Source organism: Ruegeria sp. E8 (assembly GCF_056533985.1).
In genome coordinates this window covers 1-13,875 of sequence record NZ_JBQFOY010000039.1, presented here as the reverse complement: position 1 = coordinate 13,875, position 13,875 = coordinate 1, and the positions used below count along the sequence as shown (strand labels likewise).

The window sequence follows — 13,875 nt, the reverse complement described above, 5'->3', positions numbered from 1 at the left end:
CTTTGATTGGCGGAGTCGGATAGGTGGTGGGTACAGCCCCATCTGGAGCTCACCACGTTCTCTCTTCGGTGTAGCACCACATGCATCGAAGAGAGTTCCCCGCGGAGAACATCACTCGGCGTTATGTAGTTCAGCCAAGATTCGAAGGCCAAGGCGATACCCTTTCCGTTCTTCTAAATAGGTCAGTAGTTTTTACATAATTACTATTATGAGGCTCGGAGTCAGATCATATGAGCAGCAGGAAATTCGATGCCGGGACACAGCACTGAGCCCTTCGCGGGCTTCGTAGACAGCCAGCGTTCAGCTTGGATCAATCAGCCGGAAGGTCTGACCAAAGTGTCGGGGATGTTCTGCTCGGCGCTGTCGCGGTCAGTGCTGTGCCTCCGCAAGCTCAGACACGTTGTTCAGGGTCGCACCCATTGACTCTGGCGCGGTGCTGTCCGATCTAGGATCGGCATCTAGGACTACTGTTTTTACCATAGTACAGTTCTCTCTTGGTGTTGGAGGAATGCCCGGATGGATTTGGGGCGTTTCTTGTCCTGTCGGTTGTTGGCGCAATCGACAGGACCGCTTATTGCTCAGTGGTTTCGTTCTGTTGTCACTAAATCGTTGTTTGACCCTTTCCTTCAGCCGCACCAGGACTGGCGTTTACCACCGTTGTATGGTCGGGCGAGACCCTCGGAAATCAGGATGGCCCCGACGTCCTGCCTAGCCACACGCCCAACCGCCAGGAAGCGGTCATGCACGTCCAGATCTGGTTGGATGACCAGCTCTATCTGGTCCGCCGACTGGATGAGCTCTGTCAGCCTTGCTTTCGCTTTCAATCCCAGAGTCTTTTCCGCGTGGCACTGCGGTCGGTAGGTCTCAGGCGTATCGAAGCCAACGAGCCGGTAGCGGTCGTCGCCGTGGTCGATCGTGTCACCATCAATGGCAATCACCTCGGACGCGCTAAGGGTCTTTGTTTGTTTTGATGGTTCAATCCAGACCGCAACAAAGAACAAAGACGCGAGTGCAGCGCTGAGAAACAAGAGCCGATTCATGTGCCCTGCCCCAATATTTTGATGAGCCGAGTTCTCGAACGTGACCGCTCAGGTTTTGGATTTCGCGTCCAGAGCCTGAGCTGCTTCGAGACCCTCTGGGGTAATCGACTCGATCGTGTAATCTGATTTGACGCAAAGAATGCGCCCGTCGCCAAATTCCTGGTGATGTTTGAAAAGCCCCGGCCAAAGATCGAACTCTCTGGGCTCTGCGCCCGCGCGAGAGATCTTCGACTTGCACAAGGCTCCGACATAGTTCGGCGAGCTGTAAATGCAGTGGTACTTAGGTCGTCCAAGGGAAGCGAGTCCGATAAATTCGTAGCGGCATGTAAAGGGAACCTGATCTTCTTTCAGGCCCCGGACCATCTCGATGGTTACCACAGTGTATTGTCTCTTGTTGTCCGCCATGACGACCCCCTATGGGCCGTCTTCTACATCCAAAAGTTGTGGACTAAAACACAATCTACGTCAATATAAGAAAACACGCCAATATACGATATTGGATTGTCAGGAATATATTGGCCGGATATTGCTTTAGCGATTCGCAAGCAGGAGACACCATCTTGAAACACTCAAAATCCGGAAATAGTACTCGCGCAAAGGCCCTTGCAATTGCACTCGCTGCGTTGCCAGCCTCGCAGACCAGCGCCTATCCAATCGACTGCGCGATATTCCTGTGCCTCGCCGGAGGTTGGCCAGGTTCGCCTGATTGCGTCGCTGCCAAGGCGGAGTTTATTCGGCGCATCACACCCTACCCGGTCGAACCTCCGCTACAACTTTGGCGCTGTCCGATGAATGCGTCAGAAAGTTCCTCAGGCGTGAGTCCTATGGAACGGTTGGAAGCTATCAAGCGCAACAGTGCCAGTCCTGTTCCAGAGCTTCCAACGGACGACACGACTGAGCCATTACTGGTAGATGCAGCGATCTCGGTAGAAGCGATCCAGTCACTTCACGACCAATACGGTTACGGTTTCCAAGCCACGCCGATCAGCGTTGATCTGTCCTCCCCCGATTTCGACGTTGTCAGGTCCATCAGAGTTTGGGATGTGCGTCACTACAGCTATCGCCGTCGTTCACGAGAGGGAGATTGCGAGCGTTCGCTTGATCTGGTTGTTGGCAGCTATGACGACAACGCGAGCTTTCAATGGTCCGATCACGCTCCTGCGCCGATCCCATCCTGGCTGCCCCTTGGCAATCGCTGTGAGCCTCCCAGTTACTTCCGCGGCGTTGGTGTCGAGTGGACCGATACATTTGGGTTCAGCGATTACGAGCTCATCCGATACTGAGGTTCTTACCTGCGGTACAACGCGTTGCTCCTGGCTATGCCACCAAAATCACCAGCTGCATTTTCAAACCAGGCCGATTGGCCCGGAGGAAAAACTTAATCCCAGAAACAAAAACCCCCGCAAGGCGGGGCCTCAGCGGGGATCTTCTTAAGTCAAGTTTGATCACCTGATTTATAGGAAACTCCCAAATTACTGACAAGGACAAACGCATCTGTGCGAACGGTTTTTCTGTGTTTATTCGCTGAGGTTTGACCCGCTTTGCTTCAAGATTGAGAAGCAGAACATGAAGCAAATCCCCCAAAACAAACACACCACCGCGCGACACTCCGCGGATCTGCCGGGGTCACGCCCAGTGAGGTCGAAGCCATGAGTTTCCGTCAAATCTCATCTGCCCGGTTTCAAGACGCGAAGCGCTTCCACAACGGCCTTCCCGAGAGCTGGAACCGGGACCGGTTTCGACAGCTCTGTGTGTGCCATGCCCAGATCAGAGGCGCATCCGCCCAGTGTATTCGCACCTTAGAGATCATCATCGATATGATTACGCCATGTGCGTTTCGCGATCCGTCTCAGGAACCCTTTTGCTTCGCGCGCCAGGAAACATTGATTGCCGGGCGTGGCGTGACAGATCGAACAATACACAACCATGAACGCGAACTGGAATCCATTGGATTGATTGAACGTAGGCTTGGGGCAAATGGCGCGCGGTGTAAACGTAAGGGGCTTGGCCTCTTCCTGACCCCTGCCCTGAACCTCATTCCCGAGATGCGCGACGCGGACGTGCGCAGCAAGGCTGAGAAGAAAGAGCATGACGAGCTGCGCGGGGATCGATCACGGCTTTACCGATATGTGAAGTGCAGTCTTGCGGTGCTTTCATCACTCCCCTGCCCTCCTGAAAGTCTGGAAGGCATGAAGGAGGAACTTCGATCTTGGCCGCGCGCTGACAAGCTAAAATACCTGTCATTGGATGCCCTCAGATCACATGTTCAGGCGGCCCATGACCATTGGAAACGGATCGAAAAGCATGTCGCAAAACACGGTGAAATTTCGGGTGAACCCGAAGCTCGTTTCGGGTCCCATATACAAGACCAAATTGAAGAAGAAATTCTGTCCTGTAACGCCGATGGCGATGAGACAATGTCCTCGGCTGAAGCCGAGGAACCAAATTGTTCGGGCTCCGGGCCTGACGGCCCTCCGCATTGTTTAGAAAGCAATCATCCGACGGATACTGAACCGCGCAAGACCCAAAAACTACCGCGGGTGAATAACCGCATCCTATATGAACTGGCCTCACCCGAGCTGCGCATGCATATCGATATCGCCGGTGGCGGAGATCAGAATTCCAGCCCGTCGCTCTACGCGATTGAGACCGGCGTTTGGTCGCGATTGTCGGAGATCGGCGCCAATGCCTCGGCTTGGCGTACGGCGATTGACCGATTGACCGTGATGGGTGCAATCCTGGCCGGGTTGATCACAGACGCGAGGCTGAGCGATCCACGGTTGCCGCCATTGGTTAATCCGGGCGGATACCTTCGCGGTATGGTGCACGCAGATGAGCGCGGTGAACTGAACCTGATTTCCAGTTTCATGGGGCTTTTGGCGCGTAGAGCCCGAGAGGAGGAAGACGGGCTTCCGCAAGATCACTGCAGCGGGTTTTAGCCGTGCCGGGTTATGAGCCGCCAGCTTCTCCAATTCATGTGTCTCATCGGCAGGTTTTCGCTCTGTTTCCGCCTCCAGAACAGAACTGTATTCAGATCTGTGATTGGCTACGGGAATTCCCGAGTGGTTTGTTCAGCTTTAGGTTGCTAATCGGCTTCAACGGCAATGCGTAACAGAAAGACGATCTATGAAAATCGCGGATATTGGCAGTTCTGAACTGGACCTCAGGCAAACCGGGGAGGCGCGCCTTCAGGAGATTTGCCAAAGGTTTGCATTGGAAAATGCGTCTTACGCCCATATCGACAAGCATCACAACGTTGTCCACGGTTGCACCACGTTCCCGGCCGAATGGGTCAGGTATTACGTTGAAAACGACCTGGTTCTGGTCGATCCCCTCATTCGGTTTGGTGCCGCGATGATTGCACCCATGGATTGGGCTGTGTTTGATGATCAGCGTGAACACGCACCGCTGTTTGACGCCGCCAGAAAGTTTGGTGTGGGTCAGCACGGTTTTTCCATTCCGGTTATCAACCCCTTCGGGGAGCGGGGCGTATTCACCGTCACGTCCAATGCGCCTCGCCCCGAGTGGGACGCATTGATCACAAGAATGCTCCCTGCCCTACGCCATGAAGCACAGGTTCTGCACCTGCTTGCACTAGATGTCATTGAAACCGTATTCAACTTTCCCTCGGATTCCCTCTCTGGTGATGAGTTGGATGTGTTGAAAATGCTCGCGTCGGGTTTGATACCGTCCGTCATTGCCAGGCAGACGGGGCATTCTTCGCGAATGGTAGAGGCACTGACTGCTTCGATCACCACCAAGCTCAAAAGCCGGACGATTGAACAGGCAGTGGCGCGGGCAGTCAGTACTGGATTTCTTAAGTGGAGCGATTTCTTTGCCGACCCTGTGGCCGAACTGGTTAATATGGAAAGTCAGAGACTATGCGGTGGGATCGTCCGTTGGGGTGGCAGGTCTCACGAGATTATCGCTTTTGAAGACGGCAGACTGGTTCGGAACGCTGATAGCTTTCAGTCGGTCCTGATCACGGACCTCGCGAGAGAATTCAACTTGAGTGCAAACGAGGTGGTCGAGGAACTTGCGTGCAACCGGGATCAAAAAGTGTGGATTAGGTATCTCTGAGTTTAGTCCACATGCGCCGTTTGATTTGCAATAATGTGGGCGGGTGCAAGTTTCACATAATTTCGCCTAGACGGTTCATGTGTGCCTGGGAGCGACTGGCACAGCGAATTCCGGTAATAGTAGAAATTGACAAATTCCCCGAAGGAGTCGAATTGCTTGTAGGTACAACAGCGTCGGTCCTTGTGATGACGAATACAGATCCAACAGATGCAGATGAAGCCTTACCACCGCCGGCGCCGACAATTCTGCAATAGTCATGAATAACCAACGACGCTCTTTTCTTTGCTACTAAGCTTGTTGAGTCGCCCCAACAGCGGCCTTCTGCTCCTCGGTCAAATGCTCGGCTTCTTCCAGACCCGGGATTGCAACACGCACCTCGCGGCGGGCGAAGTCGATGCCGTTTTCCTTGAAGGCCGCTTTCACCCGGTTGAAGATTTCCTTGCGCAGGGTGAACTGCTTGCCGGGCTTGGCCATGAACTTGCCACGGATGATCATGCCGACATCGTCAAAGTCGAACACGCCCTGAGACTTGAAGGGCTGCAGGAAGCCGTCCTTGTGGGTCTCGTCTTCGATCATCTCGGCACCGATCTTCTTGAAGATCTTCTTGACCTTGTTGGGGTCGGTGTCGAAAGGCACGGTGAATTTTAGCTTCATGATGACCCAGTCACGGCTGTAGTTGGTCAGCTTCTGAATCTCACCGTAAGGAATAGTGTGCACCGGCCCGCGATGGTGACGCAGCTGCATCGACCGGATCGAGATTTTCTCGACCGTCCCGGTGGTTCCGCCCACATCGACATATTCGCCCACGCGGAACGCATCGTCGATCAGGAAGAAGATACCGCCCACGATATCTGAGACCAGTTTCTGCGCGCCAAAGCCGATGGCCAGACCCAGGATGCCGGCACCAGCCAGCAGCGGTGTGATGTCCAGGCCCAGGGCCCCCAAGGCCAGCAGCACGAAGATCACAGAAATGGCAACTTGCGCGGTGACCCGCAGCAGCGGCAGAACCGTGGCAAGACGTGAGCCACCTGCGCCACCGCCTTCGCCAGCCTCTTCATCCGGGCTTTGATCCGCCGTCATCTCTTTCGCCAGACGACGGTTGATCCACAGCGAGACGAGCTCATTCAGGATATAGCCAATCGCGATGATGATGAAGAATTGGATCAGGCGGCTGCCATCTTCTTCACGACCACCCGCAATTTCTTGCAGATCAAGGTTCCAGGCTTTGGCGATCATCAGGATCACCAGAATGCCCGCCAGTACCCGCCCAATGCGGATGTAGCTGCGTTTGGTGGATTTATAGGCCTGCTCGGCCACCGGCCCTTCACCCAGCATCGGTGGCTGCAGGTGGCGCACCAGACCCCGGATCAGCGCATCCAGCGCCGGGGCGATCAGCAGCCAGAACATGGTGGTGAAATGCGCACCTTGTAGCAGGATGGCCCGGATCGCGGGATCACGCTGTGCGGCCAGGAATTCAACCAGCAACCAGATCACGGCAGACACGGCAATCGCAAAGTACGGGTAGTAATGCGCGACTTCTTCATCGAACTTCGTATGATCAGGGTCGGTGCCCAGCATCATCTGCGACAGACCTTCGCGCGCGGTCCAGGCAAAAACGCCGATATAGATATGGATCGCTGCGTTCAGCCAGAAGCCAATGCGCGTTTCGCCACCGGTGATACCGTTCAACCGGTTGAAGTGCAGCAGGAACAGCGTGAACCCAATCAGGATCAACAGGCCGATCAGGTTGCGATGCAAATACTTCGCCCAATGATCATCGATGTTGACCAGTCGGTATTCGGGCTTCTTCGGTGCCAGTATGAATCGCGACGCCGCGGCGCCCAAGCGGGGAATCCAGATCAGATAGAACACGAAGGGTGCGGCATAGGTGACCTGTTCATGAGTCAACAGCCCGCGACCGACGGCTCGGATGACGACATAGAAAACCACCAAACCGGCGATTTCGTGACAGAAGCGGATAAACAGGTACCTGACAGCCCCCCAAAGATCGTTTTCGTCCGCATTGTCGGCCTTCGCGTGCCACTTTCGGGTCAGCAGGCCGAACAGTTTTTCAGCAATGAAACCAACGACAAGAACGCTGAACACAAGGCCCACAAGCAGTAGCGCTCCGTTTCCGCCGAACTTGGTTATGAAGTTGTCTACCGCATGTGCCTGCGCACTGAAAATATTGGGGATCGTAACAACGACATGGGTCCAGGACGCCACCATCTCTGCCCAGATCTCATTGATCTCAGTAATGGGATCTTCGCGTTCTTCCGCCAAGGCAGCATTCTTTTCAGCAACCGCATCCAAACGTTCCAACAGGATGGAACGGACCTGATCGTCCGACATACGCGCGACCAGACCATCAACCTGATCAGGTGTTAGGTCTTCGGGAATGGTTACCGTTGCCGGTGCTTCCGATGAAGATGTTGCCGCGACTTGCGCATGCAACGGCCCGACCAAAAGCAAGAAGCCAATCAGGGTAACACTAGAGAATAGCCGAAACATATGTCCCACTTTGCCTATGAGTTGAGATTGAAAAGCTGGCCGCATCTGGTCAGGCTTGAACACTCAGAACCTGACCAGATCGACGATCTTACGCTAAAGCATTCCAACGACTTGAAACGCTGCAATTGTTTCAGTGCAAGCCGCCACCGCGTTGGGCGTTTATTACAGTTTGCTCCAGCGGGTTGTAGCCTTCGGGCACCGGGACGAGATTGACCTCTTCGGCGTATTTATCATAGAACGCCTGCATTTCTGCGACGAGGTCCGGCATGTCTGCAGCCAGGTTGTTGATCTCGGACGGATCGGCGATGGTATCGTAGAGCTCCCATTCTCCTGTGCCTTTTGGCGGTGGATTTTGGGACAGCTTATAGCGCCCTTTAAACACAGCACTGGAACCGGCCAGCTCATAGCCGACTGGGTTGTCTTCGTCGCGTACCGTATCGAGCGCGCCTGTTAGGACCGGCACCATGCTGATCCCACTGGGTGGGTTGATCTCGCGACCGTTATAGGTCGTGCCTGGTGTCTCAACGCCTGCCAGCTCAAGCAGAGTTGGCACCACGTCCAGGACAAACGCGAAGCTTTCAACCTTTGTGCCTGCGGCTACCATTTCGGGATATCGCACGATCAACGGGACACGCAGGCCCCCTTCTGTCGAGAACGTTTTGTAGTAACTGGCCGGTGTCGCTGCAGCTGCTGCCCAACTCGGACCGTAGTCCGCGTAGACACCTTTCTGTCCCATCGACGAGAAATCGCCCTGGTAATCCTCCATCCATACAGTGTCATAGTTGGCCTCATACCACTCACGGTAATCAGGTGAGAGCGTCAGTTGGTTGGGGTCCGGGCCGTTGTCAGACAGAAACAGTATGACAGTGTTTTCCAGTTCACCCTTTTCCTCGAGATAAGAAAATATCTCTCCAATGTTTTCATCCATGTTGTCGAGCATGCCCGCATAGGTCTGCATCCGGCGGGCATGGAATGCCTGCTCTTCGCTGGACAGCGCGTCCCAATCCTCAAGCCGCCAAGGGTCGTAGCTGGTTTTGTCCATTGCCGCATCGAGCGCGACCTCCGGAGAAACAATGCCAAGCTCCACCTGGCGCGCCAGCCGTTTATCACGCAATTCGGTAAACCCACTGTCATAGACGCCGTCGTATTTATCGATGTAGGGCTTTGGGGCCTGGTGGGGATAGTGCACCGCTTGATAGCCCACCCAGGCCAGGAAGGGCTTTCCGTCATCTATGTTGCTGTCGATGTAGTCAATAATGGTGTCTGTATAGTGCTCCGTTGAAAAGTAGTCTTCAGTGGGCAAAGACACGAGTTCGTTGTCTTCATAGTAGTGAACGCGCTGGTAAAAAGGCGCATAGGGTTGCTCGACCCAATTGTCCGCACCGCTTTCGCCCAGCATAAAGGAACGATCAAATCCTCGCGCATAGGCTATGGTATCCTCGTCATGGCCCAGATGCCATTTCCCAGCCATATAGGTGTGGTAGCCGGCATCGCGCAGCAACGTGGCGACCGTCACCACGCTGTCATTAAGATGGCCTTCATACCCCGGCTTTCCAAATTGGTTATCGGCTTGGATCTCAAGCATGTTGCCCAGACCCGCAAGGTGGTTGTCTACCCCACTGATGAGCATGGTTCGCGTGGGTGAACAGGATGCACCAACGTGGAAGTTGGTAAACAACATCCCTTGGGCAGCGAGTTGGTCGATATTTGGTGTCTCAATTTCGCTGCCAAATGCACCAACGTCAGAGAAACCCATGTCGTCAGCGATCAAGATCAGGAAATTGGGGCGTGTATCTTCTTGCGCTGCCGCGGCAGAAAAGCCAAGCGCCGCCAAAGCGGAAAAAAGGGGAAGAAAACGTCTCATACTAAACTCACCGAAGTTGCTGTTTTAGCCGCACTTGCAAAAGCGCAGTACAGCTTATCGTTGCGCATTAGAGCTTTCGTTGCGATAGCTTGCAGCCAAGGTTTCACTTTTCGGAACGAATGTATAAACTTTTGAAATCGAGTTTTGCGGCCCCGGATTGTCGCTTGGAAATTCGTCACAGTATTCGTGGCCGCCGAAGGGCAACAAACATGATTGACACGAAATTGGCCGTTGCCGTGAAAACTCTCGCGCGAGTGGGAGGATTTCGTGAAGCAGCCGCAGCTGCCGGGGTTTCGCCAGCCACATTGTCCCGTCGGATTTCGCAGGCGGAGGATTATGCAGGAAAACGTCTATTCGAACGCAGCCGAAACGGCACCACACTGACTGAAGCCGGGCAAAAGTTTCTTCAGCTCTTATCCGATTTGGACACGGCGGGGAATTCCTTTGAACGCGGCGTCGCGGCTTTGCGCGATGAAGGCGCAAGTCTTCTTGCGATCGGGTGTGGGCCACTGACGACGCGAACCATTATTTCCCCCAGCCTCGAAAAACTCCTTTCTGAAATGCCGGACCTGCGGGTCCGGATCGATGTGAGGGCCACCAAAGAGCCGCTCGAAGCTTTGCGCAGCGGCCGCATTGACATTGCCGTATGCGACCTTACCCATACACCGGACTTGAGTGACCTTGAGATCCAGGTAGCACACCGCCGGCCCGTTTCATTCTGGGCGCGACCAGAGCATCCTATTCACGCAGAAGCACCGATACCTTTAGACAAACTCTTTCGACAGCGTCTAATGGCGCCGTTTTTGCATAAGCATTGGCGGGCAACGTTTGCAGAAATCCTTGGAGGTGATGCCCAAGCTTGGGAGCTTGCGGAGCGACTCCCTCAGATCGAATGCGACGATTATGGGATGCTCATCGATTTGGCGTGCCGATGCGACATTGTCTGTGGTGGTATGACCGACGCGTTTGTGGAACATGCAAAACTTGAACGCCTTAAGCAGGTTACCACTCAGACCGAAATTCAATGGAATATCTGTTTCGCGCGCCGAAGAAACCACCGCTTTGACTCATTGGATGTGCTTTGGCGGATATTGCGGACCGAATTCGGGGAGTAAATCGACGAGCCAGATCAATATCTTTGAGACGGACCGCAAGCACCGCACCTTAACGATCGTCTGACGGGTTACACCAGCATGGCGCCAAGAGACGTGAAGTTGCCTGGCTGACCCGAAACCATGCAAGCTTCTTGTAAGATAAGTTGGAACCGTGCAAACCGCCGAGGATGATATGAGTTTCAATCTTGCAGAGCCAAAATCATCTACAAACCGCATCGAAACCAGCGAAACAGTATTTTGAGATTGTTCAAACTCTTCAAAGCAAATCGAGACTGCAATCTGACACGGCTTCTTCCTTTCCGGCGGTTGGATCGTTCGCGCGAGCACCTAGCCGGGATAGCTGAGGCGACTCAAACTGTCATCTTGCTTGAACCTGGGTTCGGCAGCTGCAACCAAATTTTGAGGGCCCATCAGAAGCAATTTGGGGAAACCCCTGCATGCTTTGGAGGTCCAAGCCTATGAGTGCCGCTACAAGCTACGCTCTGGCGGCCTATTTTTTGGCTCATATCGGCGTTGCTATTTGGGCGAGAGCGAAGCGCCGCGGAACGATCGAGAGCTATTATCTCGCTGACCGCGATATCGGCATGTTTGCCCTGACGGCCACCCTCGTTGCCTCCGCCGTGAATGCTCTCGCAGTCACTGGAACCCCAGCGCTATTTTACACTGGCGGCGTTCTATTCTCGCAGATGTTTGTAGCAGTATTAATGACGTCGGCGCTCGTTTGGTCCTTTGGGCCGACGATCGCCAAGCAAGGACGCCAAGGTGGAATTGTCACCCAGGCAGAGTATTTCGGCAGTCACTACGGATCCCGCAATGTTCAATTATTGGCCGCCCTGCTGGGACTTCTGTCGCTACTCCCGTTCCTAGCCGCGCAGATTGTCGGCGTCGGCAAAATTCTCGCCGGAGTTTCCGGCGGTCAAATACCGTTTGAAACTGGAGTGATAAGTTGTGCGCTCGCTATTGCGATCTACGTTTTCTTTGGCGGTGCAAGAGCCGTTGTCGCGAGCGATGTTCTGCAGGGCATCATCATCCTTATTTTCTTACTTGCCTCCGCTTTTGTTTTGATCAGTGCGCAGGGGGGAGTATTTGAGGTGCTCACCCAAATTAGCCTGTCAATGCCAGACAAACTTGTATTCTCCGCAAGCAATTTACCGCCCTTCATAGATAATTGTCTGTCCTGGTCATTTGCGTTCTTTCTCTGGCCGCACATGTTCCAGCGCCTGTTGATGGCGCGAAAAGAAACTCGAATCCAGTACGTCGCTACCATGAGCTGTCTGTCCTACTTCGTTGTCGTACTCTGCATTCTAGCTACGGCGATGGCCGCGACGGTGCACTTTGGCGATGTTCAAATTGATCCGGATCGCCTGGTACCGGCCGCGTTGAGTGCGCTATGGCCCGTCGGTGGAACTATTCTTATCGTCGCTATTCTTGCTCTCGCCATGAGCACGATTGACAGCATTGTATTGACGTCCGGATCAATCTTGTCGCGCGATTTCCTGTCACAAACAACCCAGTCTGGCGACGAAGTGCATAATACCACGATTTCGCGAGTTCTGGTTTTGCTCATTATGGCCCTGGCGATTTCGATTGCTGTGACTGAGTTCGGTACTCGAACGGTCCTTCCCTTGGTCACCTTAAGCGCATCGATCGCGACACTGGCGCTGTGGCCATTGCTCGGTACCGTTTGGCCAAAAGTGAGCACCACGGGCGTTATCCTCACGCAAGTCAGCGGGCTGCTAGCCATGATCTATGTTTTTGCAACTGGGAACAGTCCGTTTCAGCCGCTTGGTTCGGCATCCACAGCGTTTATTGTCTCGGCTGCGGTGTTTTTGGCGACGACGCTGGTCTTTCCTCGAAAAGGATACACTTAGATGAAAGGGTGTATTGCACCCGCTTTCCTACTTTAGTGAATTTTGCGACAAAGCCTCAATGAGGTGCGGGATTCCCATACTGGCAAAACAGTGGTGCTTGTCTATGCATGGGACAATGGGCAAGTAAATGTTGCATCTGACGGTGGGCTGAAGGTGGTAGAGCTTTCCCCCACAGCGCGCCTTCGTCTTTGAGAAATTGGTCCCGAGGATAGAAAGATTGCCTTGAGATCGCAGAACTCAACATAATTTAGCTTACGCTACACTAATATTGTGACTGGGTACATTCTAAACTGGCTTGCGACAAATGCCCTATCTTGCTGATAAGCAAGGAGAACGGAAATTGACCCGCACAGAACTGGATCTGCGCGAACGGCGCGCAATCGAAGATATGTTGAATGCGAAGTTACCTGTCAGCAAGATAGCTACGGAGATCGGACGGCATCGCTCAAGTGTGTATCGCGAGATCAAACGCAACAAGTTTTCTGATGAAGAACTGCCGCACTTGAACGGATACTATGGTGTGAATGCTCACCGCTGCGCAGTTCTCCGTCGTGCCCGCCGTCGCAAACTGGTCCAGTTGCCCGAATTGAGAGATGCCGTGATTTCCCGGCTCAATGAAGGTTGGTCCCCGGAACAGATTGCCGAGCGCCTACGCTTCGAAGGCCAATCTGTGACGGTGAGCCACTAGACAATCTATGCTTATGTCTACAGCAGCGAAGGTCTATCCGAGGCGTTGGCCAGGTATCTGCCGGATCGGCGGAAGCAGAAAAAACCACGTTATGCCAGACGGCCCAGAGGCCTTGTTTTCCCGCCGGATCGCTCAATTCATGAACAGCCTGACTGCGTGAAAGATCGCGCCACATTCGGCGAATGGGACGGCGATCTGATGGTCTTTCGCAGGGAGCACGGCAAGGCCAACGTGGCCTCGCTGGTTGAACGCAAGACCCGAAACGCTGTTTTGCTCCGCAACAATGACCGCAGTTCTACGCACCGAAGGAACCGTTTGATGAATTTGCTGGAACCCCTGCCCCGGCCAACGCGCGGTTCAATCACTTTCGCCCGTGGCATCGAGTTGTCCAGTTGGCGCAGATTGGAAACAGAGATCGGCATGACGTCTTGGTTCTGTGATCCGCAAGCGCCCCTCTCGGCAGTCTGTTGCGCAGGCGCCTACCGGGCAAAGCGTGGCAGAAAGGATCGGTCGAAAACCTGAGCAAACGCGCTCGGAGATACCCGCCACGGCACACGCCCGTGGCCGCGCTCTCATATCGCAGTATGATGGCGATATGAGAGCGCCAGAACGGAACCCCAAGAAGGTGCCTTGGGTGGCGAACTCCAACTGAAGCATTCAGTGGAGAGATGATGTAACTGAGATAGCGGAAGCCGTCGCAACCCCC

General features: G+C 54.1%; 11 protein-coding genes and 1 pseudogene. 8 read left to right on the top strand and 4 right to left on the bottom strand.

From position 1 onward, the window contains the following. Positions 1-249 precede the first annotated feature (249 nt). Positions 250-423 (top strand): hypothetical protein, encoded by a 174-nt coding sequence (locus ACR0LF_RS23260; RefSeq protein WP_480856490.1) that lies wholly within the window; start codon positions 250-252, stop codon positions 421-423. A 203-nt stretch (positions 424-626) separates the two neighbouring features. Here ACR0LF_RS23260 and ACR0LF_RS23255 read toward each other — a convergent pair whose 3' ends face one another. Together ACR0LF_RS23255 and ACR0LF_RS23250 are read right to left on the bottom strand one after the other, a co-directional pair. Further along, positions 627-1,040 carry a thermonuclease family protein gene (locus ACR0LF_RS23255; protein WP_170609306.1) on the bottom strand — a complete coding sequence of 138 codons (414 nt, stop codon included), beginning with the start codon at positions 1,038-1,040 and terminating at the stop codon, positions 627-629. A gap of 48 nt (positions 1,041-1,088) precedes the next feature. Continuing rightward, entirely contained in the window at positions 1,089-1,445 is a 357-nt protein-coding gene (locus ACR0LF_RS23250) for a hypothetical protein (protein WP_142638830.1), read from the bottom strand. A 419-nt stretch (positions 1,446-1,864) separates the two neighbouring features. Between ACR0LF_RS23250 and ACR0LF_RS23245 the strand changes: the two genes are divergently transcribed. The 4 genes from ACR0LF_RS23245 (at position 1,865) to ACR0LF_RS23230 (ending at position 5,374) form a co-directional block, all read left to right on the top strand. Further along, positions 1,865-2,323, top strand: a complete 459-nt coding sequence (locus ACR0LF_RS23245; RefSeq protein WP_480582399.1) for a hypothetical protein — start codon at positions 1,865-1,867, stop codon at positions 2,321-2,323. A 366-nt stretch (positions 2,324-2,689) separates the two neighbouring features. Then, entirely contained in the window at positions 2,690-3,979 is a 1,290-nt protein-coding gene (locus ACR0LF_RS23240) for a helix-turn-helix domain-containing protein (protein ID WP_170609308.1), read from the top strand. 187 nt (positions 3,980-4,166) lie between these two features. Further along, complete coding sequence (locus ACR0LF_RS23235) at positions 4,167-5,120, top strand: autoinducer binding domain-containing protein (protein ID WP_170609309.1); 954 nt, start codon at positions 4,167-4,169, stop codon at positions 5,118-5,120. An 11-nt stretch (positions 5,121-5,131) separates the two neighbouring features. Then, positions 5,132-5,374: a hypothetical protein gene (locus ACR0LF_RS23230; RefSeq protein WP_480582397.1), complete on the top strand. Its 243-nt coding sequence runs from the start codon at positions 5,132-5,134 to the stop codon at positions 5,372-5,374. A 34-nt stretch (positions 5,375-5,408) separates the two neighbouring features. Here the strand turns inward: ACR0LF_RS23230 and ACR0LF_RS23225 are convergent, their stop codons facing one another. Together ACR0LF_RS23225 and ACR0LF_RS23220 are read right to left on the bottom strand one after the other, a co-directional pair. Further along, positions 5,409-7,631: a mechanosensitive ion channel family protein gene (locus ACR0LF_RS23225; protein ID WP_480582395.1), complete on the bottom strand. Its 2,223-nt coding sequence runs from the start codon at positions 7,629-7,631 to the stop codon at positions 5,409-5,411. Between the two features lie 130 nt (positions 7,632-7,761). Then, positions 7,762-9,495, bottom strand: a complete 1,734-nt coding sequence (locus tag ACR0LF_RS23220) for an arylsulfatase (protein WP_170609215.1) — start codon at positions 9,493-9,495, stop codon at positions 7,762-7,764. Positions 9,496-9,704: 209 nt separating this feature from the next. Here ACR0LF_RS23220 and ACR0LF_RS23215 point away from each other — a divergent pair, with 209 nt between their 5' ends. The 3 genes and pseudogenes from ACR0LF_RS23215 to ACR0LF_RS23205 all read left to right on the top strand — a co-directional run bounded on the left by ACR0LF_RS23215 (position 9,705) and on the right by ACR0LF_RS23205 (position 13,846). Next, on the top strand, positions 9,705-10,610 hold the full coding sequence (locus tag ACR0LF_RS23215; RefSeq protein ID WP_480582393.1) for a LysR family transcriptional regulator: 906 nt from the start codon (positions 9,705-9,707) through the stop codon (positions 10,608-10,610). 458 nt (positions 10,611-11,068) lie between these two features. Beyond that, positions 11,069-12,481: a sodium:solute symporter family protein gene (locus ACR0LF_RS23210; RefSeq protein ID WP_170609217.1), complete on the top strand. Its 1,413-nt coding sequence runs from the start codon at positions 11,069-11,071 to the stop codon at positions 12,479-12,481. A 340-nt stretch (positions 12,482-12,821) separates the two neighbouring features. Beyond that, positions 12,822-13,846 (top strand): annotated as a pseudogene (locus tag ACR0LF_RS23205) (IS30 family transposase). Positions 13,847-13,875: the final 29 nt, after the last annotated feature.

Excerpts from the sequence above, each read along its gene's own strand:
- ACR0LF_RS23225 (WP_480582395.1), bottom strand. The coding sequence starts at position 7,631 with ATGTTTCGGCTATTCTCTAGTGTTACCCTGATTGGCTTCTTGCTTTTG.
- ACR0LF_RS23245 (WP_480582399.1), top strand. The coding sequence starts at position 1,865 with ATGGAACGGTTGGAAGCTATCAAGCGCAACAGTGCCAGTCCTGTTCCA.
- ACR0LF_RS23240 (WP_170609308.1), top strand. The coding sequence starts at position 2,690 with ATGAGTTTCCGTCAAATCTCATCTGCCCGGTTTCAAGACGCGAAGCGC.
- ACR0LF_RS23255 (WP_170609306.1), bottom strand. The coding sequence starts at position 1,040 with ATGAATCGGCTCTTGTTTCTCAGCGCTGCACTCGCGTCTTTGTTCTTT.
- ACR0LF_RS23220 (WP_170609215.1), bottom strand. The coding sequence starts at position 9,495 with ATGAGACGTTTTCTTCCCCTTTTTTCCGCTTTGGCGGCGCTTGGCTTT.
- ACR0LF_RS23230 (WP_480582397.1), top strand. The coding sequence starts at position 5,132 with ATGCGCCGTTTGATTTGCAATAATGTGGGCGGGTGCAAGTTTCACATA.
- ACR0LF_RS23215 (WP_480582393.1), top strand. The coding sequence starts at position 9,705 with ATGATTGACACGAAATTGGCCGTTGCCGTGAAAACTCTCGCGCGAGTG.
- ACR0LF_RS23260 (WP_480856490.1), top strand. The coding sequence starts at position 250 with ATGCCGGGACACAGCACTGAGCCCTTCGCGGGCTTCGTAGACAGCCAG.
- ACR0LF_RS23210 (WP_170609217.1), top strand. The coding sequence starts at position 11,069 with ATGAGTGCCGCTACAAGCTACGCTCTGGCGGCCTATTTTTTGGCTCAT.
- ACR0LF_RS23250 (WP_142638830.1), bottom strand. The coding sequence starts at position 1,445 with ATGGCGGACAACAAGAGACAATACACTGTGGTAACCATCGAGATGGTC.
- ACR0LF_RS23235 (WP_170609309.1), top strand. The coding sequence starts at position 4,167 with ATGAAAATCGCGGATATTGGCAGTTCTGAACTGGACCTCAGGCAAACC.